This is a genomic window from Vreelandella profundi (assembly GCF_019722725.1).
Taxonomy (GTDB): Bacteria; Pseudomonadota; Gammaproteobacteria; order Pseudomonadales; family Halomonadaceae; genus Vreelandella; species Vreelandella profundi.
The window spans coordinates 2,627,579-2,654,530 of sequence record NZ_CP077941.1 but is presented as its reverse complement, the minus strand read 5'-3'; the positions used below and the strand labels follow the sequence as shown (position 1 = coordinate 2,654,530).

Genomic DNA, 26,952 nt, shown 5'->3' with positions numbered 1-26,952 from the left:
GAGAGCTACAATGCGGCGACTGCTGCTTTCAAATGATGACGGTGTCCATGCCCCCGGCCTGCGTGCGTTGCATGATGCGCTGCTGGCCCACGCTAATATTCGCGTCGTGGCGCCTGATCGCGACCGAAGTGGCGCGAGTAATTCGCTCACGCTGTCGCGGCCGCTCTCTTTGACAGCGTTGGACAATGGCTTTTATAGCGTCGATGGTACGCCCGCAGACTGTGTTTACTTAGGTGTGCACGGCGTATGGGAGCAAAAGCCTGATTTAGTGATTGCAGGCATTAATCACGGTAGTAATCTTGGCGACGACGTGCTTTATTCAGGAACGGTCGCAGCCGCCATGGAAGGGCGTAACCTGGGTATGACGGCGGTTGCGATATCGCTATGCGGCGAACGCCATTTTGCTACGGCCGCAAGAGTCGCCGCCACGCTGATAGGCGCGGCGGAGCAGCTTTCGCTGCCACCCCGTACGCTGCTCAACGTTAATGTGCCCGACATACCCTGGGAAGATATTAAGGGTGTGAAGGTGACGCGCTTAGGGTATCGCGGACCGGCAGATAAGCCGTTAGAAGTAAAGGATCCGCGTGGGCGGACGCGCTACTGGATCGCCCCCGTGTCGGCGAATGCGGATGACGGTGAAGATACCGACTTTGCTGCGATAGAAGCGGGCTATGTGTCGATTACGCCGCTGCAAACCGATCTTACGCGTCACCTCGCGCTAAACGATGTTCAAAATTGGTTGAATGTTTTTGCCTAACTTATTACCCGATGAGCTGCGCGGTCGTGGAATGACCTCTCAGCGTACGCGTGACCGAATGGTTGAGCGCCTTATGCAGCAAGGGATCGATGATGCCCGGGTGCTGGATGTGATGGCGAATGAGCCGCGTCATCTGTTTGTTGATGAGGCGCTGGCTCACCGCGCTTATGAAGACACTGCCCTGCCGATTGGCTACGGGCAAACGTTGTCGCAGCCATGGATTGTGGCGCGCATGACGGAGCTTGTGCTGCGCGCAGCGCCGCGTCGCGTGTTGGAACTGGGCACTGGCTCTGGCTACCAAACATTAATACTCTCGCGCTTAGTAGAGCAGCTGTATTCCATTGAGCGTATTAATGCACTGCATGAACGTGCCGTAGAGCGTTTGCGTCGGCTAGCAGCACCGGCAACATTGGCGGTCGCCGACGGGGGTTACGGCTGGCCCGAGGTTGCTCCCTTTGACGTTATTTTGCTCACCGCCTGCGCGCAAACGTTGCCCGCTTCATTATTAGAGCAGTTGACTCACGACGGCGTACTGATTGCGCCGTTAGAAGAACCCGATGGCAGCCAGTGGCTTACCCAGGTAAAGCGAATTGGTGGTGCCTTTGAAAAACGTCGGCTTGAACCCGTTCGTTTTGTACCTTTACTGCAAGGAGTAGTGGATTGAAGCGGCGACCCTGGGGGATATTTTTGCGTGGTGCTGGGATGGGCGCCGCCGATGCGGTTCCCGGCGTATCGGGAGGCACGATTGCCTTTATTAGCGGAATTTATGAAGAGCTGATTGAAACGATCAAGCGGTTTAGCCCAAGCGCTATCGGCGTATGGCGGCGAGGGGGCTGGCGAGCCCTAAGTGTGCATTTGAATCTGGCCTTTCTAGTACCACTGTTAGCCGGGGTTGGGATCAGCCTGTTTAGCGTCGCACATTTAGCGCTGTGGTTGATGGAAGCGCATCCGCTGCTATTAGACGGCTTCTTTTTTGGCTTAGTGGCGGCTTCGGCGCTAGTGGTGGGGCAGGCGAGCAGTGGCTGGAAGTTATGGTACTTATTGCCACTATTGGTTGGCCTATTGTTGGCCCAGGCGTTGCCAGGCATGATGCCGCTGGTCTTGCTGATTGGCAATGAGGCAGTGGTGGTGATGGTCGCAGGCTGTATCGCCATCAGCGCCATGCTGTTGCCGGGCGTGTCAGGTAGCTTTTTATTGCTGACAATGGGGCTCTACGGCACCATCATGGGGGCGATACGTAGCCTGGATCTCGGTATTATTGTGCTGTTTGGAATGGGGTGTGTGGTCGGGCTGGCGCTTTTTTCGCGGCTGTTATCATGGCTTCTTCGGCGCCATCACACTTCAACCATGCAGCTGCTATTGGGTTTTATCGTCGGCTCGTTACCGGTGCTCTGGCCATGGCGCGAACTGCTGCGTTATCAAATAGGTCCCGAAGGACAAATGATACCTCTTGAACACCGCTATTTATTACCCGCTGACTATGCCGTATTGACCGGTGCCTCGGCACAGGTAGCTGGCGTTGTCGCGCTAATGGCTTTTGGTGCACTGATCGTGGTGTTACTCAATCGACGTGCAGACCGCCAGCCAATCGATAACAAGCCTGGCGCTGAAAAGGAGTAAGATTTCCATGCGTAAAGATTATATACATAAAGTGCTTATGCTATCGGCGCTGACCCTGGCCATTGCCGGTTGCGCTAGCCAGCAGGGCGGTTCGCCTCAAGTGCGTGATTTGAGCGACGCGAGTGATGCAGTAGAAAGTTCGCCTCAATACACGGTGAAAGCGGGCGATACGCTGTACGGCATTGCATGGCAGCATAATTTAGACTATCGCCAGCTGGCGGCGATGAATAATATCGCCGCTCCGTACCAAATCCGTCCAGGGCAAACGATTGCACTGCGTGAAGGGGCTGCTCAGTCAGCATCCGTGGCCAGCAATCAGCCCGCGGCGACGTCCTCAAGTGGCGGCGGTGCTGTTGCGACCGGCTTGAGTCCTCAGACTGCCTCTGTCGCCCGCGATGACCAGGAGCTAGATTGGCTGCTGCCCGATGAGTCTGCGATTCAGCGCAACCAGCGACTGACCGCTGAGCGCAATGCGGCAGAGCAAGTGGCCGAGGGATCAACAGGCACCTCGCCAACGGTTGCCTCCACTCCTGAGCCGGAAGTCGTCGCCGCTGTTGCTGAGCCTGAGCCAACCTCTGCGCCCGCTGAGCAGCCGGCACCGCAACCTGAGGCTAAGCCAGAGCCCAAGCCAGCAGCAGCGGCGGCCACTCAAACAGCGAGTGTCGATCGTTCCTCACGGACCTATACGCCTGCTGAAAACATCGCATGGCAATGGCCTACGAATGGCAACGTAGAAGGAGAATTTGGGCAGGGTGATAGCATCACCGCCGGGATTGATATCCGTGGCGAAAAGGGGCAACCTGTCAAAGCAGCGGGTCCCGGCATTGTGGTCTATGCGGGCAGTGGCGTCAGAGGCTACGGTAACCTCATTCTTCTCAAGCATAACGATCAGTTCCTCAGCGCCTATGCACATAACGATAGCCTGCGCGTCAAAGAAAACGACGTCGTGGAAGCCGGTGAGGTGATCGCCTCCATGGGAGATAGCGACGCCGAAAATGTCAGGCTGCATTTCGAAGTGCGCCGTGACGGGCAGCCGCAAAATCCCATGGACTTCTTACCTTCCCGCTAACCCTCTCGTGGGCAACGTGAGACACAGGTATTTTGCTTGAAAGTTACCCGAATGACTGTATTCGAGCGTCATATAACAATCGTCACATAACAATATAGTGAGCGCATTCGTGCGTTCACCTTTGGTCTTCTAAATGGCGGGTAGGCGACATCAGGGGGTAGGGCCATGAGTATGTTGGAGAAAGATCTACAGGAGGTTGACCTGGATGCTGCGGAGGAAGCGCTTGACGATACCGATGATGAAATTGCGGTAGAAGAAGATGCTTTTGAAAAAGCGCTAGGGCGTGAGGGTCGTCAATCGACCCAAAGCTTGGATGCGACGCAAATCTATCTCAACGAAATCGGTTTTTCGCCATTATTGACGCCTGAAGAAGAAGTTTATTATGGCCGCCTAGCGCGTAAGGGTGACCCGATGGGGCGCTCGCGGATGATTGAGTCCAACCTTCGACTGGTGGTCAAAATCGCGCGTCGCTATCTCAACCGCGGCCTAACGCTGCTGGATCTGATTGAAGAGGGCAACTTAGGCCTGATTCGCGCGGTAGAGAAATTTGACCCTGAACGCGGCTTTCGGTTTTCGACCTATGCCACCTGGTGGATTCGTCAAACCATCGAGCGTGCGCTGATGAACCAGACGCGCACGATTCGCTTGCCGATTCATGTCGTCAAGGAACTGAATATTTACCTGCGGGCGGCGCGTGAGTTAACGCAGAAATTTGACCATGAGGCCACCGCCGAAGAAATCGCCGAGCATCTGGATAAGCCGGTTGAGGCAGTGAAGAAAATGCTCGGCCTCAATGAGCGCGTGTCATCGGTTGACTACCCAATGGGCGGGGAAAGCGATAAACCTCTTATTGATACGTTGGCTGATGATGAGGTGCAAGGCCCGGAAGCCTGCTTGGTTGACGGCGATGTTAAAGAGCATGTCGATCTTTGGCTGGACGAGCTTAGCGAAAAACAGCGTGAAGTGGTGGTGCGTCGCTTTGGGCTGCGTGGTCATGAGTCGGCAACCCTTGAAGAAGTGGGTGCTGAAATTGGCCTAACCCGCGAGCGCGTTCGTCAGATTCAAGTGGAGGCGCTCAAGAAGCTGCGCCGTTCGCTAGAAAAGCAGGGCCTTTCTCTGGAAGCGCTGTTCGAGACTTAAGCCGGCTAACCACAGTCTAGTCACGTTATTTCACTAAGCCGGGCAAGTGCCATTAGGTGCTTGCTCGGCTTTTTAATGCTAATTTTTTACAATGAAATCACGTCAGTGAGAAAACACATGCGCCCACTCGTCGCTGAGATTGATCTGGATGCGTTACGCCATAACTATCAGCTGGCATGTCGCTGCGCGCCTCAGAGCCGCTCTGTGGCGGTTATTAAAGCCGATGCCTATGGTCACGGCGCATTAGCGTGCGCCCGTGCGTTGGAGAGCCTTGCGCCTGCATTTGCGGTCGCCTGCATTGAAGAAGCCCTAACGCTGCGCGAAGGCGGCATTACGCAGCCTATCGTGCTGCTTGAAGGAATATTCACGGCCGATGAGCTGCCGCTAGTGGACGCCCATGGCTTTTGGATTGCCGTTCACAGTCAGTGGCAGGTTGATGCGCTGCTAGCGGCTAGCCCCGATCAGCCGATTCCTGTGTGGTTGAAAGTTGACTCAGGCATGCACCGTTTGGGCTTTGCGCCGCATGAAGCTGAGGGTATTTGGCGTCAACTTAAGGCCGCGCCTAGTGTTGCTACCCTGCATTTGATGAGCCATTTCTCCAGCGCGGATGCCCAGGACAATCGCTATTTCAACCAGCAGATGGAGCAGCTACAGGCGCTAGCCAGTGCGCTGGACGCGCCACTGTGTTTAGCTAATTCACCGGCCACGTTGGCCTGGTCGGTGGCGCATGGTGATTGGAACCGCCCCGGCGTAATGCTTTACGGCAGCGATCCCTTAGAAGTCGCTAATGAGGTCACTCAACAGCTGCAGCCGGTCATGACCCTGCGTTCAAAAATCATTGCCCTGCGGGAGCTTGAAGAGGGTGAGCCGGTAGGCTATGGCGGGCGATGGCGAGCGCCGCGGCGCTCGCGAATTGCCGTTGTCGCCTGCGGCTATGGCGATGGCTACGACCGCCACGCGGTAGACGGTACGCCGGTGCTGGTAAACGGCCAGCGCTGCCCCATTGCCGGAAAAGTATCTATGGATATGCTCACCGTTGATGTCACCGACGTATCGGATGCGGCGATTGGCAGTGACGTGGTGCTGTGGGGCCGAGCCCAAAATGGTGAAGTGCTGCGGGTTGATGAAATTGCCCGCTACTGCGATACGATTAGCTATACGCTGCTAACGGGCGTGCTGCCCCGAGCACCGCGACGCTATAATGAGCGTTCTGTTTAAACGGTTATTTTTATGTCCAAAACACGTTATCCGCGCTCTTTCGCGCACCCCTATTATTGGCCCACCTGGCTGGCCATTGGCGCTATGTACTTTGTCTCCTGGCTTCCATGGCGGCTGAAAATGGCGATTGGCAAAGCGCTTGGGCTTATCGTGTGGCGCGTTGCTAAGCGGCGCAGGCATATTACCCGCACCAATATTAGGCTGTGCTTTCCCGAAAAGAGTGCTAATGAGCAGCGCCAGTTGGTTAAAGACACGTTTATCGCGAATGGCGTTGGTCTGATTGAAACCGCGACCGGCTGGTGTCGCGATGCAGAAGGCTTGCGGCACCGAGTGGCTTATATCGGCCAAGAGTATCTTGCGCGCGCTAAATCTCAAGGCAAAGGAGTGCTGGTTGTCGGTATTCATTTCTCGACGCTGGATTTAGGCGGTGCGCTGCACTCGCTATTTTCCCCAGCCGACGTGGTGTATCGCCCGCATAACAATCCGCTTTTTGAGCGCTTTATGACGCGTGCCCGCTCGCGTATTTTTGGTCAGGCGATTGATCGTCATGATCTACGAGGCGTGGTAAGGCGTATTAGGGCAGGGCACGTTGTATGGTATTCGCCAGACCAAGATTTTGGCCGTGATGTTAGCGTGTTTGCGCCACTATTTGGGCAGCAGGCATCGACGATTCGTTTGACGGCTAAAATTGCGCGCATGACCGGTGCGCCCGTGGTGCCGCTGATGTTCCATCGTAATCCGGATAACCGGACCTACACCATTGAGTGCCTGCCCGCCTTTGATGGTTTCCCAAGCGGCGATGAACAAGCAGACGCAGCAAGGGTTAATCAGTTTATCGAGCTTGCTATCCGCAAGCATCCGGAGCAGTACCTGTGGTTGCATCGGCGGTTTAAGACGCGCCCTGAGGGCGAGCCCAGCCTTTATTAATCAATAAGTAGCGCGATAAAAAAAGCCGGCGAAAGCCGGCTTTTGGTGTTTGGTCGCCGCGTTTAATCCAGATTGCGGGAGTAAAAGATTTCCAGCATTTCTTTACGCAGGCGGCTCTCAATATCACGCGCTTCCTCAAACGTGATATCTCGGCGCGAGGTGCCGAACAGGTAGTTGTCCAGCTCAAAGTCTTTGAGCAGCATTTTGGTATGGAACATATTTTCTTGATAAACATTAACGTCCATCATCTGATACGCATGCTTGGTGTCTTCAGCAAGGTAGTCTTGGATGGAGGTAATCGCATGATCAATAAACAATTTTTTGCCATCTACGTCGCGCGTAAAGCCACGTACACGGTAATCCATGGTAACAATGTCTGAATCAAAGCTATGGATCAGGTAGTTAAGCGCCTTGAGCGGGCTGATGTGGCCACAGGTGGAAACATCGATATCTAAGCGAAAGGTGCTGATGCCGTTGTCAGGATGCGACTCCGGGTAGCTGTGAACCGTGACGTGGCTTTTATCCAGATGGCCAACGACTGTTTCTGGCAGCGGTCCAGGACCGGGCTTGATCTGATCCGGAGCCGCGTCGTCTAGCTCATGCTCGGCAATCAGAATCGTCACGCTAGCGCCGTGAGGCTCATAGTCTTGACGGGCAATATTCAGCACGTGAGCGCCGATAATATTGGTGACATCCTTGAGAATCTGCGTCAAACGTTCAGCGTTATAAAGCTCATCGATATAGTCGATGTATGCCTCTCGCTGCTCTTCAGTTTTGGCATAGCAGATGTCGTAAATGTTGAAGCTCAACGAACTGGTCAGGTTGTTAAACCCGTGGAGTCGGAGACTGTCTGTCATGCCCGAACCTCCTCAATAATCTCAAAAGAGTGAGTGATGTCGACGCCGCCATTGCCCAACATGATCGACGCGCTGCAGTATTTTTCAGCGGAGAGCCCAACAGCACGCTCAACTTGTTTCTCTTTCAGGCCGCGTCCGGTCACCACAAAATGTACGTGGATCTTGGTAAATACGGCGGGCACGTCATCCGCGCGCTCAGCGTCAAGCTCCGCTACGCAGTCAGTGACATCAGCACGTGCCTTATCAAGAATATTAAGAACATCAAAAGCAGTGCAGCTGCCCATGCCCATCAGCAACATTTCCATGGGGCGAGGGCCGGTGTCGCGGCCGCCGTGATCCGGCGGGCCGTCGATCACAACGCTATGGCCACTGCCGGATTCCGCCACAAATTGTCGCCCGTCGGTCCATTTTACCCGTGCTTTCACGTGGCTCTCCTCATCTAGGCGCGAAAGGTAAGTCGCGCAGCATAACATTTCTTGGCTCGCGCGCCTCTCTTCACTGTTTCTCTGAATCATTGTCTTCGCGACTATCGTTTAACGACAGTCGCGTCACGGCGTTGGGATTTAGCGGCTAGCAGCGTGTAATTTATTTTCTAGCGCTGCAAGTCGCTCCGGTGTGCCTACATCGACCCAGTGGCCTGTGTAATGTTCACCGCTCACGCGCCCGTCATTGATAGCGGCTTTAAGCAGCGGTGCCAAAGCAAAGGCGCCCGGTACGTGGCCGGCCAGCAGCGCTGGATGAATCACGCTAATGCCGGCGAAGGTTAAGCGCTGGTGGCTTGTTTGATTGACGCGCCCGGCCGAAAGTCCAAAATCCCCATCAACGTGATGAGCGGGATTATCCACTAGCACTAAGTGCGCCAGGTCTTCGCCCTGCAGCGCTTGCGGGCCAGGCAGTGCTTCGCACCAAACGTCGCCATTGATCAGCAGAAAAGGCGCCTCGCCAAGCAGCGGCAGTGCCTGCTGGATACCGCCGCCGGTTTCTAACGGCGACGTTTCGTGGCTCCAATGAATGCGCAGCCCATAGGCTTCGCCATCGCCCAGCGCTTCGATAATTTGCTCGGCACGATAGCTCACATTGATGACAACGTCTTGAATGCCGGCACCACGAAGCCGCTCAAGATGATAGGCAATCAGCGGTTTTCCTGCGACCGGCAGCAGCGGCTTGGGGCAGTGGTCGGTCAGTGGGCGCATCCGCTTACCGAGTCCTGCGGCTAAAATCATCGCTTTCATGGGGCTATTTTCATCTGTATTCGTATCCATGGCTATTAATGAGCTTCTGCTAGCCGCTGAATAATCGCAGGGCGCAGGGTGGCATTGACCCAGTGAGCAAAGACCGCCTGCTCCGGCAGCGCTAAAAGGCTATCTTCAAGATGATCCAAAAAGTGCGGTAAGCGCTCAAGATAGCCACTTTTTTGATCACGTAGCGTTAAGCGGCAGAAAATACCCAATACCTTCAAGGAGCGCTGGGCTGCCATTGCGTGGCATTGGGTCAAAAACAAGGTCGGGTCTACGCTGCTTGAAAGCCTGCCGTCGCGACGCGCTTGGTGATAAAATTCATCTACGAAGCTTGTAAACTCCTCGTCCGTGAAGCGGCAGTAGCGCCCTCTAAGAAGAGAAATAAGATCGTAACTGAGCGGGCCAGCCACAGCGTCCTGAAAATCGATCATATAAAGACGCTGCTGGTGTACCATCAGGTTCATCGCGTCAAAGTCACGGTGTACGCTTACCACTGGCTGCGCCAGAGCATGCTGTATAAGCTGCTCACGAACTGCCTGCCAGCTTTCTGGCGGTGGTATCGCTAGCCAGGCACCGAGACACCATTGCGGAAACAAATCGAGCTCGCGGGCGAGTAGCGCCGTATCATAGGCTGGTAATGACGCTGAGTTAGCGCGATTTTGCAGCTCGGCGATGAGCGCCAGGGCCTTTGAATGATAAGCCTGTGTCGTCGCATCGTCGGTAAACAAGTCTTGTAGAGGCGTGTTGCCCAAGTCGTCGAGCAGCAGAAAACCCTCGGCTAGATTAGCCGCGTGTACTTGGGGCACCGGCAGCCCAGCGCTATGCCAGCGCTTAGCAATGCTGACAAAAGGCTGCGAGTCTTCTTGCTCAGGAGGGGCATCCATAAGCACTTGGGTGCTACCGTTGGGTAGCGTTAGGCGAAAATAGCGCCTAAAACTTGCATCCCCTACGGCAGATGAAAGAGAAATATCGGCCTTAGAAAGGCCGTTTTGTTGGGCAGCCCACGTGGTGAGGGCGTTAATCCGATATGAGGACATGCAAGCTCCTTGCTGGTCGGGCATCATGCGGGCTGTATAATACCGATTCTGGATGCCAAGGATAACGAACATGGGCAAGCGATTTTCGCGCACGTTGCCGGTTGCGCATACGTTAGTGGGCAGTTTGCTCGCTGGCGCCTCGTTTACGGCGGTGGCTCAAGGTCAAACCATGCCCGCTGAAGCGCTGGATTGGCAAGCCTGGGGAGAAGCTGAAGCGTCTACCCAACTTTGCCGTGGGCGTTACGTGATGCCAAATTACCGCTTGCCAGCCGACGATAACCCCGAAGCACTGTCTCTTGAAGCCAGTGATGTCGATTACGCCGCCAACGGCGAATCGCTGCTGCGCGGTGACGTGGTTTTGCGGCGCGGTAATGAAGAGCTACAGGCCGAGCAAATCTTTTTGCCTGCCGACCGTCAACAGGTCGATGCCGAAGGCAATATTGCGCTGCGCGACGGGCAAGCCCTGGTACGCGGCGAAAAGGCTATGCTAAGGCTAAATGAAGATCGAGCGACGCTGAATAACAGTCAATATGTGCTCTATGATCAGCACCTGCGTGGGGAAGCTAGGCAACTGGAGCAGACGGGCGAGGGGCTGTACCGCTTGCAAGACGCAAGCTTTACGACCTGCGACCCGGGTGAAAATAGCTGGCAGCTGGTAAGTAGCAATATCGTACTTGATCAGGCTCAAGGCTTTGGCACTGCGCGCAATGCGCGTTTAGAAGTTAAAGATATTCCTATCTTTTATTGGCCCTGGCTGCGCTTTCCTATCGATGACCGCCGTCATACCGGTCTGCTGTCGCCCTCCATTGGTTTTTCAGCGGACGGATTTGACTACGCTCAGCCGTTTTATTGGAACATTGCACCTAACCATGATGCCACCATCACGCCGCGCTGGATGACCGATCGCGGACTGCTGATGAACGGTGAATATCGCTACCTGTTTTCTGAAAGCGCAGGCACCGTAGAAGGCGGCTATTTAAACAGTGACGACGGCGGCTCGGGCGGAGACGCTAACCGCTTTGAAGGTGATGACCGCTGGTATATCGATGCGCGTCATGCCGGGCGGGTTAATGAACGTAGCAATTATCAGTTACGCTACGGTGCGGCCAGCGACGGGCGCTATTTTGATGACTTTGGCGGTGAGTTTGGCAACAGTGACCGCGTGAGCATGGAGCGATTAGCCCAGGTGGATTATCGCGGCCAGCGCTGGCAGTTAGACGCTCGCGCACAGGGCTTTCAGCGCTTGGAAGACCCGCTTAGCGATAACGATAAACCGTTCTACCGGTTACCTAGCCTAAGCGCTAACGCTGATTGGCAGTTTAACAGCGGGCTGTATACCGAATGGCGCTCGAACGCGACATATTTCTGGCGGGATGTGGACGAGCGTCGCGTGCCCGAGCGCGAAGCGGCCATTGGTAGCCGACTGCATCTGACCCCGGCGGTAGGCTGGCGGTTTGAGCAGCCGTGGGGCTACGTTGAGCCGCGTACAGAGTTTTGGAACACTGCCTATGAGCTGGACTACGGCGAGCGCGAAACGGATCGTGGCACAACGCCTACGCGCAGCATCGCGCTGACGTCTATCGACAGCGGGCTGGTTTTTGAACGTGAGCTTGCCCTCGGCGGGCGAGAGTATCGGCAAACGCTAGAGCCACGGCTCAACTATGCCTATGTACCGCGTACCGACCAAACCGAGCTGCCAGACTTTGATAGCCGTGAGCGTGCATTCTCTTGGGATCAGCTATGGTCAGCGAAGCGCTTTTCCGGCGCCGACCGCGTCGGCGACCTGAATCGGCTGTCGTACGGGGTTCAGTCGCGGCTGCTGGAAGATGCCTCCGGGCGTGACCGGCTATCGTTTGGCATAGGGCAAAGCGCTTATTTTGATGAGCGTCGTATCGATAGCGAGGGTGATCCCAATTCGCTGCCGGATCGGCCTGAAGATAACCCCAACATTAATCCTGAAAGCCGCTATCAGGCCACAAGGGATCGCTCGCCGGTGGTCTCTCGGTTAGATTGGCAAATCAGTGATCGCTGGAGCAGTGGCTATGAATGGCTCTACGATGATCATCGTGAACGTACCGAACGCTCAAGCGTGGACGTGCGTTATCGCCATCCTGAAGGGCACGTAGTGAACCTTGGCTACCGTTGGGAGATCGAAGGGTTCGACCCAGGCGTTCTGCCTGATGATGACGGCTTTCGCGACTACAGCCGTGAAGAGTGGGATTTGTCGTTTGCCTGGAAAGCTAGTCCTAGCATTGATTTGATTGGCAGCTACCTGCACGATCAGACCAATAATCGCCCGCTTGAGCAACTGGCAGGTGTCCAGTGGAACAATTGCTGCTATGGCGTTCAGGTCGTTTGGCGCGAATGGATAGACGACGACGACACCGCCCGCATTGACGACGATTTTAAAGATCGCGGCTTGTTTTTACGCTTCGTATTCCGTGGTTTAGGCGGCGTTGGACAGGACGCAGATAGCTATTTTGAACAGACCATTCCTGGCTATCGTCCGACTGCACTATAACGACATCCATCGATTGGCTAATGAAAGAGACGTTTGTTATGAAAATGAAAAAGCCCCTGCTAGGCAGTATGAAACAGCTCTCTGCCGGCAGCCTGCTGGCGCTGTGTGTGGGTGCAGGCGTTGCGCTCGCTCCGCTTACAGTGAATGCGCAAAACTTCCAGTCTACTCAGCGCCAAGCGTTAGATAGCGTGGTCGCGGTGGTAAATGACGACGTCATTATGCGCAGCAATTTAAACGGACGGATGGCGCAAGTTGAGCAGCAGGCCCAGACACGCGGTGGCAATCTTCCCCCGCGTTCTCAGTTAGAGAGGCAGGTGCTTGAGCGCATGGTGATGGAAGAGATTCAGATGCAGATGGCGGAAGATGCCAATCTCAGCATTAACGATACCGAGCTGAATGCGCAGGTACGCTCTATTGCTGAATCTAACAACATGACCCTAGATGAATTTGCCGATGCGGTAGAGGCCGATGGCATTACGCTGGCTAGCGTGCGCGATGAGGTGCGCCGCGAAATGCTGATGCGCCAAGTGCAGCAGCGTCAAATCAGCAATCGCGTAACGGTAAGCGATCGCGACGTTGACCGCTTCTTAAGCCAGCAGCCTGGCCAGTCGGACAGCCAGAATTTTATTGAGGAAAGCCGGGCGCGCCACGTGCTGGTTGCGCTGACCCCCACCCGCGATGAAAATCAGGCGCGCGCACGGGCTGAAGACGTTCGCGAGCGTTTATCACGCGGCGCTGATTTTGCTTCATTAGCGCGCGAATATAGTGACGACAGCGGCAGCGCGCTCAATGGCGGCGAGCTTGGCTGGGTACGCCCCGGTCAGACTGTACCCGCGTTTGAAGAAGCCATGCGCGGCCTTGATATTAATCAAGTATCAGCGCCTGTGCGTTCGCAGTTTGGTTATCACGTGATCCAGGTTGAGGAGCGTCGCCGTCAGGACGTTACGCAAGAAAGCCAGCGTGAGCAGGTGCGCCAAGCGATTTTCCAACGCCGTGCTAATGAAGAGCTGGAAACGTGGCAGCAGGAAATTCGCTCGCAGGCCTTTGTTGATATTCGCCTCTGATGCCTGCTAGCGCATTGATGGACGCGAGCGCTGCGCCGGTGATTATCACTACCGGCGAACCGGCGGGCATTGGCCCTGAGCTGACGCTCATGCTGGCGGCGCAGGGCCTGCTGCCCGCCAATACCGTGGCCATTGGCGATCCTGAAATGCTGCGCCAGCGCGCTGCCTTGCTGGGGTTGGATATCCAGATTGTTGAGTGCGCGCCAGGCGAATGCCCGGCGGGCAACCATCGCTTGCCCGTTTGGCCGGTGGCGCTTAGCGCGCCTGCAATACCTGGCGTGCTCAATCCGGCCAATGCTGACTACGTGTTAGCCACCTTGGCGCTTGCGGTCGATGCCTGCCAGCGAGGGCAGGCGGCGGCGATGGTAACGGCACCGCTGCACAAAGGTGTGATCATTGAAGGCGGCCACGCTGGTTTTACCGGCCATACCGAATGGCTGCGCGATGCCTGCGGCGTTGATGAAGTGGTCATGATGCTGGCCACGGACGCAGCGCTGCATGCAAATTCGCCAAGCTGGCAGGGCAGTGGTGATCTACGTGTTGCGTTAGTGACCACGCATTTGCCGTTACGCAACGTTGCCGATGCCATCACCTATGAGCGAGTTACGCGCATCAGCCATTTGCTCGCGGCCGATTTGCAGCGTCAGTTTAAAATTGCTAAGCCGCGTATCGCTGTGTGTGGCTTAAATCCCCATGCCGGTGAGGATGGGCACTTAGGGCGCGAAGAGCTCGATATTATTATTCCGGCGCTTGATGCGCTGCGCGCAGAGGGAATGGATATTCACGGCCCGCTGCCTGCTGATACGCTATTTACGCCCAGGCATTTGGCGGGTGTTGACGCAGTGCTGGCGATGTATCATGACCAAGGGCTGGCCGTGCTCAAATATGCAGGCTTTGGCCAAGCTGCCAATATTACTTTGGGTTTGCCGCTAGTGCGTACCTCTGTGGATCATGGCACTGCGTTGGGGTTGGCAGGCAAAGGCTTGGCAGACCCCAGCAGCTTAAAGGTAGCGATGACGCTGGCGCGCCGTTTAGCCGCGCAGCGCGGCGGGCCAGATAGTTAAGATATTTGCCTCGACAGCTACCCATACTCCTGATTGAAACTGCTTTCCAAGGAACACCGCTTGATGTCTCATGTGCCCCAGCACCGCGCTCGTAAACGCTTTGGTCAAAATTTTTTACGTGATCTTGGCATTATTTCGCGGATTGTACGCGCCGTTGGCCCTCGCTCAACGGACCGCTTAGTTGAAATTGGCCCAGGGCAGGGCGCGCTGACCGAGCCGCTGCTTGAAGCCGCCGGGCACCTGGAGGTCATTGAGCTTGACCGTGATCTAATTCCCGGTTTGCGCGTGCAGTTTTTTAACTATCCCGATTTTGTTATCCATGAAGGCGATGCGCTCAAGTTTGATTTTGCTGCGCTAAAAGGCGATGGGCCTGCGCTGCGGGTAGTGGGTAATCTTCCTTACAATATTTCCACGCCGCTAATTGTGCACTTGTTAGCGGCTGGCGATGCCATTGCCGATATGCACTTTATGCTACAAAAAGAAGTAGTTGAGCGTTTAGCGGCAGAGCCAGGCGGCACGGACTGGGGGCGCCTTTCTGTTATGGCGCAATACTATTGCCACGTTGAGCAGCTGTTTATTGTTCCGCCCGAAGCATTCGTTCCGCAGCCTAAAGTTGATTCGGCGATTGTGCGCTTAACGCCTCACGAGGCGCTTCCATACACCGCCGATGATCCGGCGCTATTGTTTGAGCTGGTTAAGCTTGCTTTCGGCCAGCGGCGCAAAACGCTGCGCAATAACTTCAAAGGGCGCGTCAGCCCCACGACGTTGGAAGATCTTGGTATTGATCCAGTGCGCCGGCCGCAGACCTTAACCGTGGCCGAGTACGTTGCCATTGCCAATCGTGTCGCTGCGGATGAGCAGGCGAGCGGCGATCAGGGCGGCGAAGGGTGAGTGGCCTAGCGATTGAGGTGGGCGTTGACCCTAGCTATCGCGCCGATGAGTCCAATGATGCGGAGCTGCGCTACGTCTTTAGTTATACCGTAACGGTGCATAACCAAAGCCCTCACAGCGTTCAGCTCATGGCGCGTTACTGGAAGATTACCCAGGGCGGCGGAGACTGCCAAGAAGTGCGCGGCAAAGGGGTTGTTGGTCAGCAGCCGTTAATAGGCCCAGGGCAGAGTTTTCGCTATACCAGTCGCGCTATTCTGCAAACGCCGGTAGGCGTGATGGAAGGTGCTTACACATTGTTAGACACCTCCACCCAGCGAGTCTTTGAAGTGCCTATTATGCCTTTTAGGCTGGCAGCTCCCCTCCAGCTTCATTAGTCGTGACCCGCTGATGCGAGCGCTTTAGGCGCTCGTCAATCGGCTGTCTAGATGATCGCAAAGGCGTAGTGCCAGTTGAACTAGCGTCAGTGTAGGGTTGGCGTGACCGACACTGGCAAATACGCTGGACCCCGCGACATAGACGTTATCCTGAGCAAACAGACGGCAGTCGGGATTGACGATGCCTTGCTCTGCATCTAGGCTCATGCGCGTGCCGCCCATGTGGTGGCGCCCGGCAAGCTCTCCATCTGAAGGGAGCTGGACCGGCGTCTCTGCTAGCCAATCTGCCAATTGCAGCCGGCCGAGATCATTCTCTCGCAGATATTCCCCCAGCATCAGCATACTTTCGCGAATCGTATGGCGATCAAGATTCGACTGCTGCCATACCAACCGGCTGCGCGGCACGCCTAGGCTATCAACGTCATCGCTCAGCTCTATATGGTTGTCATAGCGAGGCTCTTGTTCCCAGGCCGCTCTTAGCACTGCGCCGTGCATCACGCGCCCTTGAGCTTGCCAAGTGTGCAGCCGCCCAGCTAGGGTCGGTGCTTGCTCAGCCAGCTCATCCACTAATGCTTGGGTGGCCTCAGCGTTCATACGGTGTAAGCGCAGCCCGCAGTTAAGTATCTGGCGTGAGGCGATGGCCTGTGCATCCGGGGAAAGAAACACATTGTACTCGTCTTCCAAGCCCAGAGCCGCAGGCTCGAACATGAGGGCCTTGCCCACCGTGGCATGCGGGTGCTCCATCCAGTAACGGCCTAGCGTGGCATCTTGGGGGATCAACTGCCCATTTGCCTGTTGATTGCACCACAGCAGTAGGCGGGAATTTTCGATGCCGCCGCAGGCCAATACAAAATAACGTGCCCGCACCTGGCGAGAGTCGCCGGCGTAGTTTTTAAACGTTGCGCTAGTGACTTCGCCGTCAAGCGTTTCCAGCGCTACTAAGTTGGCCGTTAGGCAGCACTGAAGCGTGGCTGATTCGCTAAGCGTGGCGGCATATTTTTCTTTTAGCCGCGTTGGGTTGCCGAGTGAAAAATAGATGCGCTTAAACCCTGAACCAGCGATGGGCTGGTCGGCAGGCGTCGGCATTAAATCAAGTATGCTGGCCGCGGTGCTGTAATAAGGCGAGATTGCGTCGCGCGCAATTGGCCAGTCAGTCTCACTGGATGCCGACTTAGCGGTAAAGTCGTAGCGATCAAGCGGGCGACAAATGCCGCCCCAGTGGTTGGTCGACCCGCCTAAATAGCGTAAGCGTGCGCCATATAGGGGAATGTAAGGATCGCCGACCGTTTCGCCTCGATAGCTGTCCTGGGAGCGCTCGCTGTAGTCGGCATCGCCACCCTCGCAGAGCAATACTCGATGCCCGCGTTCGGCCAGCGTAACCGCCATGGAAATGCCCGCCGCGCCAGCGCCAATGATGCACACGTCGATTTCATCACCGTGCTCGCTAATGTCCTCAAAATCAATATACATTAGCGATCACTGTCATTAAGCAGCCAGCCTTTCACTATCACCGGCTTGGGGTGCACAGGCGCTTTAGCGGCGGCGTTGGCGGCAGGCAGTAGCGTTGTGCCAGGTAGCAGCGCTGCGCCAATGCCAGCCAGGGTCGCCGCGCGCAGTAGTCCGCGGCGGGTATAGTCCATTGTCATGTGGGTATCGTTTTCCTTAACGGTCGCAAGGTAGTTGCTGCGCTGGGCGTCGCTAAAGACGTCAGCGTGATGCGTGTAATGACGATAAGTTTACTATGGCTATAGTGGCGCAGGTGCCGCGTTTTCACCAGTTCATTTGATCAATGCTTAGCCAATAGAGTGAGTAAGCGGCGCGTGCAAGCAGCAGGTGAGATGGTAGTATTTAAGGTAGTATTTAGCCCACTTATTTCATAAAAGGCCTCCCGCATGAGCACCTATGCGATCGGCGATTTACACGGCTGTCACGTTGAATTCGTGACGCTACTAGAGCGCATCAGTTTTAATCCCGCACGCGATACGCTCTGGTTAGTGGGCGATTTAATCAATCGTGGCCCCGGATCATTAGAATGCCTGCGCGAAGTGCGAGCGCTAGGCAATGCTGCGCGCAGCGTATTGGGCAATCACGACTTTCATTTGCTAGTGTTAGCACGCGGTGGCGGCAAGCTTAAAAAAAACGACACCTTTAGCCAATTGCTGGGCGCCCCTGATCGCGAGACGCTGCTGGATTGGCTGCAAAGCCTGCCGCTTAGCGTTTGCGAAAACAATACGCTGATGACGCACGCCGGCGTGCTGCCCCAATGGAGCGTGGCACAAACTGAGTTGAGAGGGCGAGAAGTGCAGGCCGCACTGGCGAGTGAGGCATCTGGACAGTTCTTGGCGGAGCTATTTGGCAATCAGCCGGATACGTGGCAAGACGACATCGACGGCATCGATCGACTTCGCTTAATTGTTAATGTGTTAACAAGAATGCGCTTTATCGATGCCCAGGGGCGCTTGGACTTCGCCGCTAAAGAAGGGCTAGATAGCGCCCCAGCAGGATTTCTGCCCTGGTTTCAGTACCCGCGAGACGATGATACGCAGCTGCTGTTTGGCCACTGGGCAGCGCTAGAAGGTAAAACACCACAGGCGAAGATTTCCGTTGAGGCACTTGATACCGGCTGCGTATGGGGAGGTCGTTTGACCGCACTCAATTTAGATAGCGGCGAGCGAACTAGCGTGGCGCACGCCGAAGCCCCCGCATGCTCAGGCCGTGCACAGAGCAAGCCGAGGCGATGATGAAAGAGCAGCATGCTGACCCGCGCTTGGCGGGTCTAAATGTATATCGAGTCGGTGGCGCAGTGCGCGATGCGCTGTTGGGTTGGCCGGTGGTTGATAATGACTGGGTGGTTGTCGGTGCGACGCCCGATGCCATGCGCAAACGCGGCTTTAAGCCGGTGGGGCGAGACTTTCCAGTGTTCTTGCACCCGGAAAGCGCTGAAGAGTATGCACTGGCGCGCACCGAGCGTAAATCTGGTCATGGCTATGCAGGCTTCGAGGTGCATGCAAGCCCCGATGTCACGCTGGAAGAGGATCTATTGCGGCGCGATTTAACGATTAATGCCATCGCGCAAAGTCAACAGGGTGAATTGACCGATCCGTTTAATGGCCAGGGCGATATTGAGCAACGGCTACTGCGGCATGTTTCGCCAGCGTTTAGCGAAGACCCGCTGCGAGTGCTGCGTACGGCGCGCTTTTTGGCCCGCTATTCCTTGCTTGGCTTCACTATTGCCCCCGAGACGCTGGCGCTGATGCGTCAAGTGAGCCTAAGTGGTGAGCTTGGACACCTTGCAGCCGAGCGTGTATGGGTGGAAACCGAAAAAGCGCTGGGTGAGCCAAGTCCTGAGATTTATTTCACGACGCTTGAGCGCTGCGCGGCGCTCGCTATTTGGTGGTCAGAACTGTCCGGCCAAGCGTTAGAGAAGGGCCTTGCGGCACTGGCTCATACTCCCGCAGGGAGTGCGTTAGCCGTGGCCCACTGGCGCTATGCCCAGCTGGTGTCGCCCCTTAGCGTCAATGAGCGTGAGGCGCTGGCCGTACGGCTAAAGCTGCCTAACACGGTGGCCCAGCTTGCTCGCCACGCGGCGCTTACCCATGGGATGCTTGGCGATAAGTTGGATGGCCCGGGCGTGCTGCACTGGCTGGAGCGCTTGGACGGCTGGCGCAAGCCTGCACAGGTAGAAGAGCAGTTGGCGTTGGTTGCATTGCTCGCGCCGGAGCAGCAGGCACGGCTTGAGCGCGCATGGCAAGCCGCTGGCAAGGTAAGCCCGCAGTCGCTTATTGCTCAGGGGTATCAGGGAGCGGCGCTTGGAAGTGCCTTACGTGAGCACCGCGGCCAGGCCGTGGCGGCTGCGTTGGATTAGTCGGTGGTGTTATGTGTCGATGTTGAAGCGTTGTGTAGCTAGCCATCACTGCGTGAGATTACGTGGTCTCGCCAGGTGAATTTGATCGGCCACAGGCGCTGCTCACCTAGCTCAAAGGCTTCCCATAGCGCTGCATAAGGGGTGCCACAGAGAGGGTGGCGTTCATTCGGCAGTAGCTCAGCAAGCGGCTGCAAAACAAAGGCGCTATTGGTGATCTCGCTTCGTGGAAGCGATACGCTGTCGATAATGCCGCAGGTGTCGCCAACGGTTAGCAGATCAATATCGAGCGTGCGAGGGCTTAGCTTAGCGGTGCTAGGTAGGCGGCCATGCTTAGTTTCAAGCTGTTTGCCCCACGCCTGTAACTTGCCAGGTGTCCAGTCGCTGTGAAAGGCCACTACCGCGTTATAGAAATGGCGGCTGTCGGTAAAACCGACCGGCTCACTTTCAAATACACGCGAAATTTGAAGCGAGCCGAAGGTGTCAGTCAGTGCATCAAGGCAGCAGCGAATATGCCGAGTCGGGCTAATGTTGCTGCCTAAACTGACGGTCACCAAATTCATGCGCGTGGCTCCTGGGTTACCTCTGGCAGGCTGCCGCGAGTAATTTCTAAGCCGACGCTGGCAGCATTGGGAACGGCGCCGGGTTTACGTACCCTTAAGCGCAGCCAGGTGATCGGAAACTCTGTTCTCAGGCACTCTGACAAGCGTTCGGCGAACGTTTCGACCAGGGCAAACTGATGCGCATCGGCAAACTGCTGAATACGCTGGCAGATAGCCGCGTAATCTAGCGTAAGGTGCAGATCATCGGTGGCGGCTGCCGCGCGAATATCGGTCGCCAGCGTTAGATCTAGGCTCAGCGTCTGCTGAATAGAGCGCTCCCAGTCGTAGACGCCAATGACGGTATCGACCGTTAACGCTTCAATTAAAATGCGGTCCATCTCACGATCCCCTGCTGCAACAAGCGAGCGATTGTACGTTAGGATGGAGTTTAACGACAGCGAGCCAGGCCATAAAGCGAGCACAGAGCGATGGGGTGGATTTTGGTGGGCTACTTAAGCGGCAGTTGGCTGGCAGCGCTAAGCATTTGCCGCTTGGCGGGCGTGGGCGATCCCCGCCGATACGGCTCGTTTAACCCTGGATTCTCCAACGTACTGCGTCTGTACGGCCCCCGCTTAGCAACCGCTACATTGTTGCTGGATGCCCTGAAAAGCATCCCTGCGGTGCTGGGCGCTAAGCTGATGAGCTGCCCGGTGTGGCTGCAAGGGTTAGTTGGGCTGGCGGTGCTACTGGGTCACAGCTTTCCGCTATGGCATGGTTTTCGCGGCGGCAAAGCCGTGGCGAGTACGTTTGGCGTGCTGCTGGTATTGGTGCCCAGCGTTGCGTTATTGAGCGCCGTGCTGTGGTCAATATTAGCATGGCGACTAAGAGCAGCCGCGCTGGCATCGCTTATAAGTGCGCTCATCGCGCCGCTCGCCTGTGGCTGGCTGGCGCCTGACTATGTGATGGTGGTGAGCGGTTTTAGCCTGCTGGTGCTGGCCCGTCATGGCCTTAATATTCGACGCCTGCGGCGGGGCGAAGAGCCGCCTTTACGCGGCTCCTAGCGCTATGGCTGGCTTACAGTCGTCGGTGGCGTCAGCTGGTCCAGCGGCCATCGGGGGGTTGCCTGCATCATTCCTTGGGTATCATGCTCGCCCGCCGCCAGCCGCTGAGCACCGACGTAGGCAATCATGGCGCCATTGTCAGTACAGAATCGTCCACGTGGATAGTAGGCGCGCGCCTGGCGTTTTTCACACTCGGCCTGAAGCCGTTCACGTAACCGTTGATTAGCACTCACTCCCCCTGCCACCACTAGGCGCTTAAGCCCCGTTTGATCCAGCGCGCGGCGGCATTTAATGACCAGCGTATCAACAACGGCCTCTTCAAAGGCCCGGGCTACGTCGGCGCGCGCTTGATCGTCGAGCTCTCCGGCGTCGTTTAACTGGCGAATGGCCGTCATAGTATGCGTTTTTAGGCCTGAAAAGCTGAAGTCTAGCCCTGGGCGGTCAGTCATTGGGCGCGGAAAGCGAAAACGTTTAGGATTGCCCTTTTCCGCCAGCTTGGCTACCTCGGGCCCGCCTGGGTAGGTCAGGCCGAGCATTTTGGCCGCTTTGTCAAAGGCTTCGCCGGCTGCATCATCTACCGACTCGCCAAGCAGTTGATAGCAACCTAGCCCCTGCACTTCGACCAGCTGGGTATGGCCGCCAGATACCAATAGCGCGACGAATGGAAACTCGGGCGGATGTTCTTCCAGCATCGGCGCCAGCAGGTGGCCCTCCATATGGTGCACGCCAAGCACTGGAATGTTTAAGGCGCGCGCCATGCCATGAGCCGTACTGGCACCAACCATCAGTGCGCCGACAAGGCCGGGGCCTGCGGTATAGGTGATCCCGTCCAAATCATGGCGCGTCAGTTGGGCATCGCTCAGCACTTGCTCAATGAGTGGCAGCAGTTTGCGCGTATGATCTCTCGACGCGAGTTCGGGCACTACGCCACCAAACTCGGCGTGCATGGCTATTTGACTATACAGCGCATCCGCGAGGAGCCCCTGGCCACCTGTTTTCGACGTGTCATATAACGCGACGCCAGTTTCGTCGCAGGACGTTTCAATGCCCAGTACGCGCATAAAAAGGGACTCTTTGTCGGTATAAAGGTAAAAATGATGAGAGCTGTAGTTTAGCATTGTCGCTGCGGGCGGGCGTAAGCATTTGCAAAGATAGCCAGCGGCGACTAGACTACTGTGCGCTATAAAACTGGGTCGTGCACTGTGTTCTTGATCGCGATGTAAATCGCTATTTTCGCTGTGTACGTACTATCCGAACTCAAAATTTTAAGGTAGGTGAGTGCTTAATGCCTTCTGTAAAAGTACGTGATAACGAGCCGTTTGACGTCGCCCTGCGTCGCTTCAAGCGTTCTTGCGAAAAAGCTGGCGTCCTCTCTGAAGTACGTCGTCGCGAGCAATATGAGAAGCCGACTGCTGAGCGTAAACGTAAAGCGGCAGCTGCCGTGAAGCGTCACGCTAAGAAAGTCCAGCGTGAAACTAAGCGTTTCGAACGGCTCTATTGATCCGTACCCGAGGGGGCCTGCGCAGTTAGCTGGTCGTCTCAAGAGGGATGCCAAGCGGCCGCCACTAGGTGGCCGTTTGTTTTTCGGCATATTTGATGTCGTTCAAGTCCAACGCTGTTTAAGGTGATCTGGCAGTGGGTCCGATGACCCTAAGCAGTGTCTTGAAATTCAGCGATTCAGCGCTATGCGCAAGGGTGCCGTAGTAAATGGCAGGCCAAATTCCACAGCGTTTCATTGACGACCTGTTAGGCCGCGTAGATGTGGTTGAGGTGGTTGGTGAGCGTGTGCAGCTTAAAAAGGCCGGCCGTAACTATTCTGGGCTCTGTCCCTTCCATCAAGAGAAAACTCCATCGTTCACGGTCAGTGCTGATAAGCAGTTCTATCACTGCTTTGGCTGCGGAGCTAATGGTAATGCACTACGCTTCTTGATGGAGTACGACAAGCTACCGTTTCCCGAAGCCATAGAGCAGCTAGCCGGGCGTTTGGGTATTGAAGTGCCCCGCGAGGGGGCTGATGACCCGCGTGCCCAGCAGCGTGAAAAAAAACGCAAAGAGGGCGTTAACCTGCTTGAGCTTGCCGCGAGCTTTTATCGTGAGCGGTTGAAAATGCAGGAAGGTAAGTCGGCCCAGGGTTACTTGTTGGATCGTGGGCTCTCGGACGATGTGATCAAGACCTATGGTATCGGCTATGCCCCGGCGGGATGGGAGGCGCTAAAGCAGCATCTCAGCGAGCGTGGAATTGGTGAGCCGGTTCAGGTGGAATACGGCCTGCTGATTCATCGTGAAGAGTCTGGGCGTACCTACGATCGCTTTCGCGACCGGGTGATGTTCCCGATTCGTGATCTGCGCGGGCGAACCATTGCTTTCGGCGGCCGAGTCATGGGTGATGATCAGCCCAAGTACCTCAACTCGCCTGAAACACCGGTGTTTCATAAAGGCCGCGAGTTGTACGGCTTGTTTGAGGCGCGTCAGGCGTCGAACAAGCTTGAGCAGTTGGTGATTGTCGAGGGCTACATGGACGTGGTGGCATTAGCGCAGTACGACATCCATAACGCCGTGGCAACGCTTGGCACTGCTACCACCGAAGATCATTTGACTCGCCTGTTTCGGCTGGTGAGCCGCGTGGTGTTTTGTTTCGATGGTGATCGCGCCGGTCGCCAGGCGGCTAGCCGAGCGCTGGAAACGGCACTGCCGCAAATGCTTGATGGCCGTGAAGCGCGCTTTTTATTTTTGCCAGAAGGTGATGATCCGGACTCGTTAGTGCGCCGTGAAGGCACCCAGGCATTTCAAGACCGCGTGACCTGTGCCATGCCGCTGTCGGAGTTTTTGTTCGAACAGGCGGCTCAGGGGCGCGACTTAAATACGGTCGAAGGGCGCGAGCGATTTGCCAGTCAAGTGCTGGAAGCATTGAACAAAGTGCCTGAAGGGATGCTCAAATCGCTATTGCTTGAGTCGTTGGCTCAACGCAGCGGGTTGGCCCAAGAGCAGCTGAAAGTGTTGCTCGAAAGGCGCGTTCAAGCGGCCCAGCAGCACGCGTTGCAGAAAGCACCGCCTGTTGATCAGCTGGAATCCGAATCAGTGTCATCAGCGGTGCCGAGCGTTTCACATGCGGCGCCTGATCGATCGTCGCGCTCACGCTCTCAGGTGCTTTCGCCCGTGGGGCGTGTGGTGCAGCTGTTGCTGCATGAGCCTAATTTGGTCGGCGCGTTGCCGGATCATTTGGATTGGCTGCCTGACGATGATGATGCGCCTCTATGCCAAGAGCTGATTACGCTGCTTAAAGCAGGGCGTTATCGCAGCCCGCAAGTGGTATTGGCGCATTTTCAAGGTAGCCAGCAGGGGCAGGCGTTGGCGGCCTTCGCTAAGCGAGATTTGTTGATCGCAAAAGCGGATCGGGAGGCCGAGCTGCATGGCTTGGTCGAGCACTTGCAGTACGTTCATCGCCAGCGTTCTCCGCAGGAGGAGTACGAGGCGTTGCTGGCGCAGGAGCGCGCCGGGCAAAAGTTAGATAAGGAGCAGCGCCAGCGTTTGGCAAGCTTGATAATGGAGCTTGCGCAGCGCCAATAAGGCGGTGTTTTAAGCGATAGGGGTTGAATTCTTACCGTTTCAGCACCAGATATGAGGTCAGCCACTTAGCGCTGACCTAACCGAACAACCTAACACACCTGAATGGTTGCGCAAATACGTTTTGCTGGAAAAAAACCGGCTATTTACGCTATACTACGTCGCTTGTTGAGTTTAATCGATTCAGCGCTCCAGGTGTTTCATTCTTCTTCGTCGAGATAGGGTTTCTATGGCTGGAAATGCGCAGCAGCAGACACGTCTGAAGGAGTTGATCGCACGCGGTAAGGAACAGGGCTACCTGACCTATGCCGAGGTCAACGACCATCTACCCGAGGATATTGCCGACCCGGATCAAGTGGAAGAAATCATTGGCATGATCAACGACATGGGTATAAGTGTCGCTGAAGAAGCGCCTGATGAAGACACTTTGATGATGTCGGATCATTCCGCGGACGAGTCCGCTGCGGAAGAAGCCGTAGCCGCGCTCGCCGCTGTTGATAGCGACGTGGGCCGCACCACTGACCCAGTGCGCATGTATATGCGTGAAATGGGGACGGTCGAGCTTTTGACCCGCGAAGGCGAAATTGCAATCGCTAAGCGGATCGAAGAGGGTACCCGTGAAGTGATGTCGTCCCTGGCGTATTTGCCGGGTGCCGTCGTCTCTATTTTGAATGCCTACGATGCCACTCAGGATGAAGAAGCGCCTGGGCGACTGTCGGATCTGTTTTCTGGTTTCATCGATCCTGATGAAGGTATTCCAGGCGTTGCCGAAGCCGAAGTGCCCGAGCCTGAGCCGGAGCCCGAAGTTGAAGAGGGCGCTGAAGGCGAGGATGGGGACGAAGACGACGATTCTACGGCCAGCGAAGGCGGTCCGGATCCTGAAGAGGCGCGTGCGCGTTTTGAGCAGATCCGTGAGCAGAACGCCCTCGTTGAAGCCGCTTTTGCTAAGCATGGCCGCGGTAGCGCCGAGCTGAAGTCAGAGCAGACGCGTCTGGCAGTACTGTTTTCACCGATCAAGCTGGTACCTAAACACTTTGAGCGCCTAGTGGGCCAAGTGCGTATCAGCGTTGAGCAAGTGCGCGCCCAAGAAAAAGCGGTGATGCAGCTGTGTGTGAAAAAAGCCAAGGTGCCGCGTAAAACGTTTATCAAGTCGTTTCCTGGTAACGAGTCGCGTAAAACGTGGCTGGATGACTTTCAGACAGCGCAGAGCAAGTACGCTGATCGCCTTGAGCCGCTGCGCGCCGATATTGCACGTGCTCAGCGCAAGATCGCCTTTGAAGAGGACATGGTGCAACTTTCCGTTGCCGACCTTAAAGAGGTGAATCGCAAGCTCTCTATTGGTGAAGCGAAAGCTCGTCGCGCTAAGAAAGAGATGGTTGAAGCTAACCTGCGCTTGGTGATCTCGATTGCTAAGAAGTACACCAACCGTGGTTTGCAGTTCTTGGATTTGATCCAGGAAGGCAATATTGGTTTGATGAAAGCGGTCGATAAGTTCGAATATCGTCGCGGCTATAAGTTCTCGACCTACGCCACGTGGTGGATTCGTCAGGCGATTACTCGTTCAATTGCCGACCAGGCGCGCACCATTCGTATTCCGGTGCATATGATTGAAACGATTAACAAGCTTAATCGCGTGTCGCGTCAGATGCTGCAGGAAATGGGCCGCGAACCGACGCCGGAAGAGCTTGGCGAACGCTTAGAAATGCCGGAAGACAAGGTGCGCAAGGTACTCAAAATCGCCAAAGAGCCGATCTCCATGGAGACGCCGATTGGTGACGATGATGACTCGCATTTGGGCGACTTTATCGAAGACGGCACGATGCTGCTGCCTATTGATATGGCGACCGGTGAAGGCTTGATCGAAGCGACCCGCAACGTGCTAGGCGGCTTGACCGCCCGCGAAGCAAAAGTGCTGCGCATGCGTTTTGGTATTGATATGAATACCGACCATACGCTTGAAGAGGTGGGCAAGCAGTTTGACGTAACGCGTGAGCGAATTCGTCAGATTGAGGCCAAAGCGCTGCGTAAGCTGCGTCATCCTAGCCGCTCTGAGCCGCTGCGTTCATTCCTTGATGAGTGAAGTAGTCAGTAAGCGCTAAGTAGCCGTTAAGATAAAAAAGCCCGCCGTTCATTGAACGACGGGCTT

General features: G+C 55.9%; 27 protein-coding genes. 18 read left to right on the top strand and 9 right to left on the bottom strand.

Annotation, left to right across the window (positions count from 1 at the left end):
* Positions 1-10: 10 nt before the first annotated feature.
* The 7 genes from surE to lpxL all read left to right on the top strand — a co-directional run bounded on the left by surE (position 11) and on the right by lpxL (position 6,731).
* Positions 11-757: a 5'/3'-nucleotidase SurE gene (gene surE / locus KUO20_RS12150; RefSeq protein ID WP_235040116.1), complete on the top strand. Its 747-nt coding sequence runs from the start codon at positions 11-13 to the stop codon at positions 755-757.
* The gene (locus tag KUO20_RS12145; protein ID WP_235040115.1) at positions 744-1,421 is read left to right on the top strand and encodes a protein-L-isoaspartate(D-aspartate) O-methyltransferase; all 678 of its coding nucleotides are present in this window, start codon (positions 744-746) and stop codon (positions 1,419-1,421) included. The genes surE and KUO20_RS12145 overlap by 14 nt, the downstream gene beginning before the upstream one ends.
* Positions 1,418-2,377, top strand: coding sequence for a DUF368 domain-containing protein (locus KUO20_RS12140; protein ID WP_235040114.1), 960 nt, complete (start codon positions 1,418-1,420; stop codon positions 2,375-2,377). Before KUO20_RS12145 ends, KUO20_RS12140 begins: the two co-directional genes overlap by 4 nt.
* A 7-nt stretch (positions 2,378-2,384) precedes the next feature.
* Positions 2,385-3,446 carry a peptidoglycan DD-metalloendopeptidase family protein gene (locus KUO20_RS12135; RefSeq protein ID WP_235040113.1) on the top strand — a complete coding sequence of 354 codons (1,062 nt, stop codon included), beginning with the start codon at positions 2,385-2,387 and terminating at the stop codon, positions 3,444-3,446.
* A gap of 165 nt (positions 3,447-3,611) precedes the next feature.
* Positions 3,612-4,586, top strand: coding sequence for an RNA polymerase sigma factor RpoS (gene rpoS / locus KUO20_RS12130; protein ID WP_235040112.1), 975 nt, complete (start codon positions 3,612-3,614; stop codon positions 4,584-4,586).
* 117 nt (positions 4,587-4,703) lie between these two features.
* Entirely contained in the window at positions 4,704-5,804 is a 1,101-nt protein-coding gene (gene alr, locus KUO20_RS12125; RefSeq protein WP_235040111.1) for an alanine racemase, read from the top strand.
* Positions 5,805-5,816: 12 nt separating this feature from the next.
* The gene (gene lpxL, locus KUO20_RS12120; RefSeq protein WP_235040110.1) at positions 5,817-6,731 is read left to right on the top strand and encodes an LpxL/LpxP family Kdo(2)-lipid IV(A) lauroyl/palmitoleoyl acyltransferase; all 915 of its coding nucleotides are present in this window, start codon (positions 5,817-5,819) and stop codon (positions 6,729-6,731) included.
* Between the two features lie 62 nt (positions 6,732-6,793).
* On the opposite strand, the gene speD is transcribed toward lpxL, so the two are convergent.
* From speD to KUO20_RS12100, 4 genes are all read right to left on the bottom strand, one after another.
* Entirely contained in the window at positions 6,794-7,588 is a 795-nt protein-coding gene (speD, locus tag KUO20_RS12115) for an adenosylmethionine decarboxylase (protein ID WP_235040109.1), read from the bottom strand.
* Positions 7,585-8,013: an OsmC family protein gene (locus tag KUO20_RS12110; protein WP_235040108.1), complete on the bottom strand. Its 429-nt coding sequence runs from the start codon at positions 8,011-8,013 to the stop codon at positions 7,585-7,587. Before KUO20_RS12110 ends, speD begins: the two co-directional genes overlap by 4 nt.
* A 138-nt stretch (positions 8,014-8,151) precedes the next feature.
* Complete coding sequence (gene murU / locus KUO20_RS12105; RefSeq protein WP_235040107.1) at positions 8,152-8,820, bottom strand: N-acetylmuramate alpha-1-phosphate uridylyltransferase MurU; 669 nt, start codon at positions 8,818-8,820, stop codon at positions 8,152-8,154.
* A 35-nt stretch (positions 8,821-8,855) separates the two neighbouring features.
* Entirely contained in the window at positions 8,856-9,863 is a 1,008-nt protein-coding gene (locus KUO20_RS12100) for an aminoglycoside phosphotransferase family protein (RefSeq protein ID WP_235040106.1), read from the bottom strand.
* A gap of 70 nt (positions 9,864-9,933) precedes the next feature.
* Here KUO20_RS12100 and KUO20_RS12095 point away from each other — a divergent pair, with 70 nt between their 5' ends.
* The 5 genes from KUO20_RS12095 to apaG all read left to right on the top strand — a co-directional run bounded on the left by KUO20_RS12095 (position 9,934) and on the right by apaG (position 15,777).
* Positions 9,934-12,384 carry an LPS-assembly protein LptD gene (locus tag KUO20_RS12095; RefSeq protein WP_235040105.1) on the top strand — a complete coding sequence of 817 codons (2,451 nt, stop codon included), beginning with the start codon at positions 9,934-9,936 and terminating at the stop codon, positions 12,382-12,384.
* A 38-nt stretch (positions 12,385-12,422) separates the two neighbouring features.
* Complete coding sequence (locus KUO20_RS12090) at positions 12,423-13,448, top strand: peptidylprolyl isomerase (RefSeq protein WP_235040104.1); 1,026 nt, start codon at positions 12,423-12,425, stop codon at positions 13,446-13,448.
* Entirely contained in the window at positions 13,448-14,512 is a 1,065-nt protein-coding gene (gene pdxA, locus KUO20_RS12085; RefSeq protein ID WP_235040103.1) for a 4-hydroxythreonine-4-phosphate dehydrogenase PdxA, read from the top strand. The genes KUO20_RS12090 and pdxA overlap by 1 nt, the downstream gene beginning before the upstream one ends.
* Positions 14,513-14,575: 63 nt before the next feature.
* Positions 14,576-15,403, top strand: coding sequence for a 16S rRNA (adenine(1518)-N(6)/adenine(1519)-N(6))-dimethyltransferase RsmA (rsmA, locus tag KUO20_RS12080; protein WP_235040102.1), 828 nt, complete (start codon positions 14,576-14,578; stop codon positions 15,401-15,403).
* On the top strand, positions 15,400-15,777 hold the full coding sequence (gene apaG, locus KUO20_RS12075) for a Co2+/Mg2+ efflux protein ApaG (protein WP_235040101.1): 378 nt from the start codon (positions 15,400-15,402) through the stop codon (positions 15,775-15,777). Before rsmA ends, apaG begins: the two co-directional genes overlap by 4 nt.
* 24 nt (positions 15,778-15,801) lie before the next feature.
* Here apaG and KUO20_RS12070 read toward each other — a convergent pair whose 3' ends face one another.
* Together KUO20_RS12070 and KUO20_RS12065 are read right to left on the bottom strand one after the other, a co-directional pair.
* Positions 15,802-17,247, bottom strand: coding sequence for an FAD-dependent oxidoreductase (locus tag KUO20_RS12070; RefSeq protein ID WP_235040100.1), 1,446 nt, complete (start codon positions 17,245-17,247; stop codon positions 15,802-15,804).
* Positions 17,247-17,423: a hypothetical protein gene (locus tag KUO20_RS12065; protein ID WP_235040099.1), complete on the bottom strand. Its 177-nt coding sequence runs from the start codon at positions 17,421-17,423 to the stop codon at positions 17,247-17,249. Before KUO20_RS12065 ends, KUO20_RS12070 begins: the two co-directional genes overlap by 1 nt.
* A 246-nt stretch (positions 17,424-17,669) precedes the next feature.
* On the opposite strand from KUO20_RS12065, the gene KUO20_RS12060 reads away from it, so the two are divergent.
* Together KUO20_RS12060 and KUO20_RS12055 are read left to right on the top strand one after the other, a co-directional pair.
* A complete protein-coding gene (locus tag KUO20_RS12060; RefSeq protein WP_235040098.1) occupies positions 17,670-18,518 on the top strand; it encodes a symmetrical bis(5'-nucleosyl)-tetraphosphatase in 849 nt (282 codons plus the stop codon).
* A complete protein-coding gene (locus tag KUO20_RS12055) occupies positions 18,482-19,642 on the top strand; it encodes a tRNA nucleotidyltransferase/poly(A) polymerase-related protein (RefSeq protein WP_422823078.1) in 1,161 nt (386 codons plus the stop codon). Before KUO20_RS12060 ends, KUO20_RS12055 begins: the two co-directional genes overlap by 37 nt.
* Positions 19,643-19,680: 38 nt before the next feature.
* Here the strand turns inward: KUO20_RS12055 and folK are convergent, their stop codons facing one another.
* On the bottom strand, positions 19,681-20,202 hold the full coding sequence (gene folK, locus KUO20_RS12050; RefSeq protein WP_235040097.1) for a 2-amino-4-hydroxy-6-hydroxymethyldihydropteridine diphosphokinase: 522 nt from the start codon (positions 20,200-20,202) through the stop codon (positions 19,681-19,683).
* Positions 20,199-20,579, bottom strand: coding sequence for a dihydroneopterin aldolase (folB, locus tag KUO20_RS12045; protein WP_235040096.1), 381 nt, complete (start codon positions 20,577-20,579; stop codon positions 20,199-20,201). The genes folK and folB overlap by 4 nt, the downstream gene beginning before the upstream one ends.
* A gap of 90 nt (positions 20,580-20,669) precedes the next feature.
* Between folB and plsY the strand changes: the two genes are divergently transcribed.
* A complete protein-coding gene (gene plsY, locus KUO20_RS12040; protein ID WP_235040095.1) occupies positions 20,670-21,242 on the top strand; it encodes a glycerol-3-phosphate 1-O-acyltransferase PlsY in 573 nt (190 codons plus the stop codon).
* A gap of 2 nt (positions 21,243-21,244) precedes the next feature.
* Here plsY and tsaD read toward each other — a convergent pair whose 3' ends face one another.
* Positions 21,245-22,303 carry a tRNA (adenosine(37)-N6)-threonylcarbamoyltransferase complex transferase subunit TsaD gene (tsaD, locus tag KUO20_RS12035; protein ID WP_235040094.1) on the bottom strand — a complete coding sequence of 353 codons (1,059 nt, stop codon included), beginning with the start codon at positions 22,301-22,303 and terminating at the stop codon, positions 21,245-21,247.
* Positions 22,304-22,527: 224 nt separating this feature from the next.
* Between tsaD and rpsU the strand changes: the two genes are divergently transcribed.
* The 3 genes from rpsU to rpoD all read left to right on the top strand — a co-directional run bounded on the left by rpsU (position 22,528) and on the right by rpoD (position 26,886).
* Entirely contained in the window at positions 22,528-22,743 is a 216-nt protein-coding gene (gene rpsU, locus KUO20_RS12030) for a 30S ribosomal protein S21 (protein WP_096278527.1), read from the top strand.
* Between the two features lie 206 nt (positions 22,744-22,949).
* Positions 22,950-24,809, top strand: a complete 1,860-nt coding sequence (gene dnaG / locus KUO20_RS12025; RefSeq protein ID WP_235040093.1) for a DNA primase — start codon at positions 22,950-22,952, stop codon at positions 24,807-24,809.
* 226 nt (positions 24,810-25,035) lie between these two features.
* On the top strand, positions 25,036-26,886 hold the full coding sequence (gene rpoD / locus KUO20_RS12020; RefSeq protein ID WP_235040092.1) for an RNA polymerase sigma factor RpoD: 1,851 nt from the start codon (positions 25,036-25,038) through the stop codon (positions 26,884-26,886).
* The last annotated feature ends 66 nt before the right edge of the window (positions 26,887-26,952 follow it).

Excerpts from the sequence above, each read along its gene's own strand:
- surE (WP_235040116.1), top strand. The coding sequence starts at position 11 with ATGCGGCGACTGCTGCTTTCAAATGATGACGGTGTCCATGCCCCCGGC.
- KUO20_RS12145 (WP_235040115.1), top strand. The coding sequence starts at position 744 with ATGTTTTTGCCTAACTTATTACCCGATGAGCTGCGCGGTCGTGGAATG.
- KUO20_RS12135 (WP_235040113.1), top strand. The coding sequence starts at position 2,385 with ATGCGTAAAGATTATATACATAAAGTGCTTATGCTATCGGCGCTGACC.
- rpoS (WP_235040112.1), top strand. The coding sequence starts at position 3,612 with ATGAGTATGTTGGAGAAAGATCTACAGGAGGTTGACCTGGATGCTGCG.
- alr (WP_235040111.1), top strand. The coding sequence starts at position 4,704 with ATGCGCCCACTCGTCGCTGAGATTGATCTGGATGCGTTACGCCATAAC.
- lpxL (WP_235040110.1), top strand. The coding sequence starts at position 5,817 with ATGTCCAAAACACGTTATCCGCGCTCTTTCGCGCACCCCTATTATTGG.
- speD (WP_235040109.1), bottom strand. The coding sequence starts at position 7,588 with ATGACAGACAGTCTCCGACTCCACGGGTTTAACAACCTGACCAGTTCG.
- murU (WP_235040107.1), bottom strand. The coding sequence starts at position 8,820 with ATGAAAGCGATGATTTTAGCCGCAGGACTCGGTAAGCGGATGCGCCCA.
- KUO20_RS12100 (WP_235040106.1), bottom strand. The coding sequence starts at position 9,863 with ATGTCCTCATATCGGATTAACGCCCTCACCACGTGGGCTGCCCAACAA.
- KUO20_RS12095 (WP_235040105.1), top strand. The coding sequence starts at position 9,934 with ATGGGCAAGCGATTTTCGCGCACGTTGCCGGTTGCGCATACGTTAGTG.
- KUO20_RS12090 (WP_235040104.1), top strand. The coding sequence starts at position 12,423 with ATGAAAATGAAAAAGCCCCTGCTAGGCAGTATGAAACAGCTCTCTGCC.
- pdxA (WP_235040103.1), top strand. The coding sequence starts at position 13,448 with ATGCCTGCTAGCGCATTGATGGACGCGAGCGCTGCGCCGGTGATTATC.
- rsmA (WP_235040102.1), top strand. The coding sequence starts at position 14,576 with ATGTCTCATGTGCCCCAGCACCGCGCTCGTAAACGCTTTGGTCAAAAT.
- KUO20_RS12070 (WP_235040100.1), bottom strand. The coding sequence starts at position 17,247 with ATGTATATTGATTTTGAGGACATTAGCGAGCACGGTGATGAAATCGAC.
- KUO20_RS12065 (WP_235040099.1), bottom strand. The coding sequence starts at position 17,423 with ATGACAATGGACTATACCCGCCGCGGACTACTGCGCGCGGCGACCCTG.
- KUO20_RS12060 (WP_235040098.1), top strand. The coding sequence starts at position 17,670 with ATGAGCACCTATGCGATCGGCGATTTACACGGCTGTCACGTTGAATTC.
- KUO20_RS12055 (WP_422823078.1), top strand. The coding sequence starts at position 18,482 with ATGCTCAGGCCGTGCACAGAGCAAGCCGAGGCGATGATGAAAGAGCAG.
- folK (WP_235040097.1), bottom strand. The coding sequence starts at position 20,202 with ATGAATTTGGTGACCGTCAGTTTAGGCAGCAACATTAGCCCGACTCGG.
- folB (WP_235040096.1), bottom strand. The coding sequence starts at position 20,579 with ATGGACCGCATTTTAATTGAAGCGTTAACGGTCGATACCGTCATTGGC.
- plsY (WP_235040095.1), top strand. The coding sequence starts at position 20,670 with ATGGGGTGGATTTTGGTGGGCTACTTAAGCGGCAGTTGGCTGGCAGCG.
- tsaD (WP_235040094.1), bottom strand. The coding sequence starts at position 22,303 with ATGCGCGTACTGGGCATTGAAACGTCCTGCGACGAAACTGGCGTCGCG.
- rpsU (WP_096278527.1), top strand. The coding sequence starts at position 22,528 with ATGCCTTCTGTAAAAGTACGTGATAACGAGCCGTTTGACGTCGCCCTG.
- dnaG (WP_235040093.1), top strand. The coding sequence starts at position 22,950 with ATGGCAGGCCAAATTCCACAGCGTTTCATTGACGACCTGTTAGGCCGC.
- rpoD (WP_235040092.1), top strand. The coding sequence starts at position 25,036 with ATGGCTGGAAATGCGCAGCAGCAGACACGTCTGAAGGAGTTGATCGCA.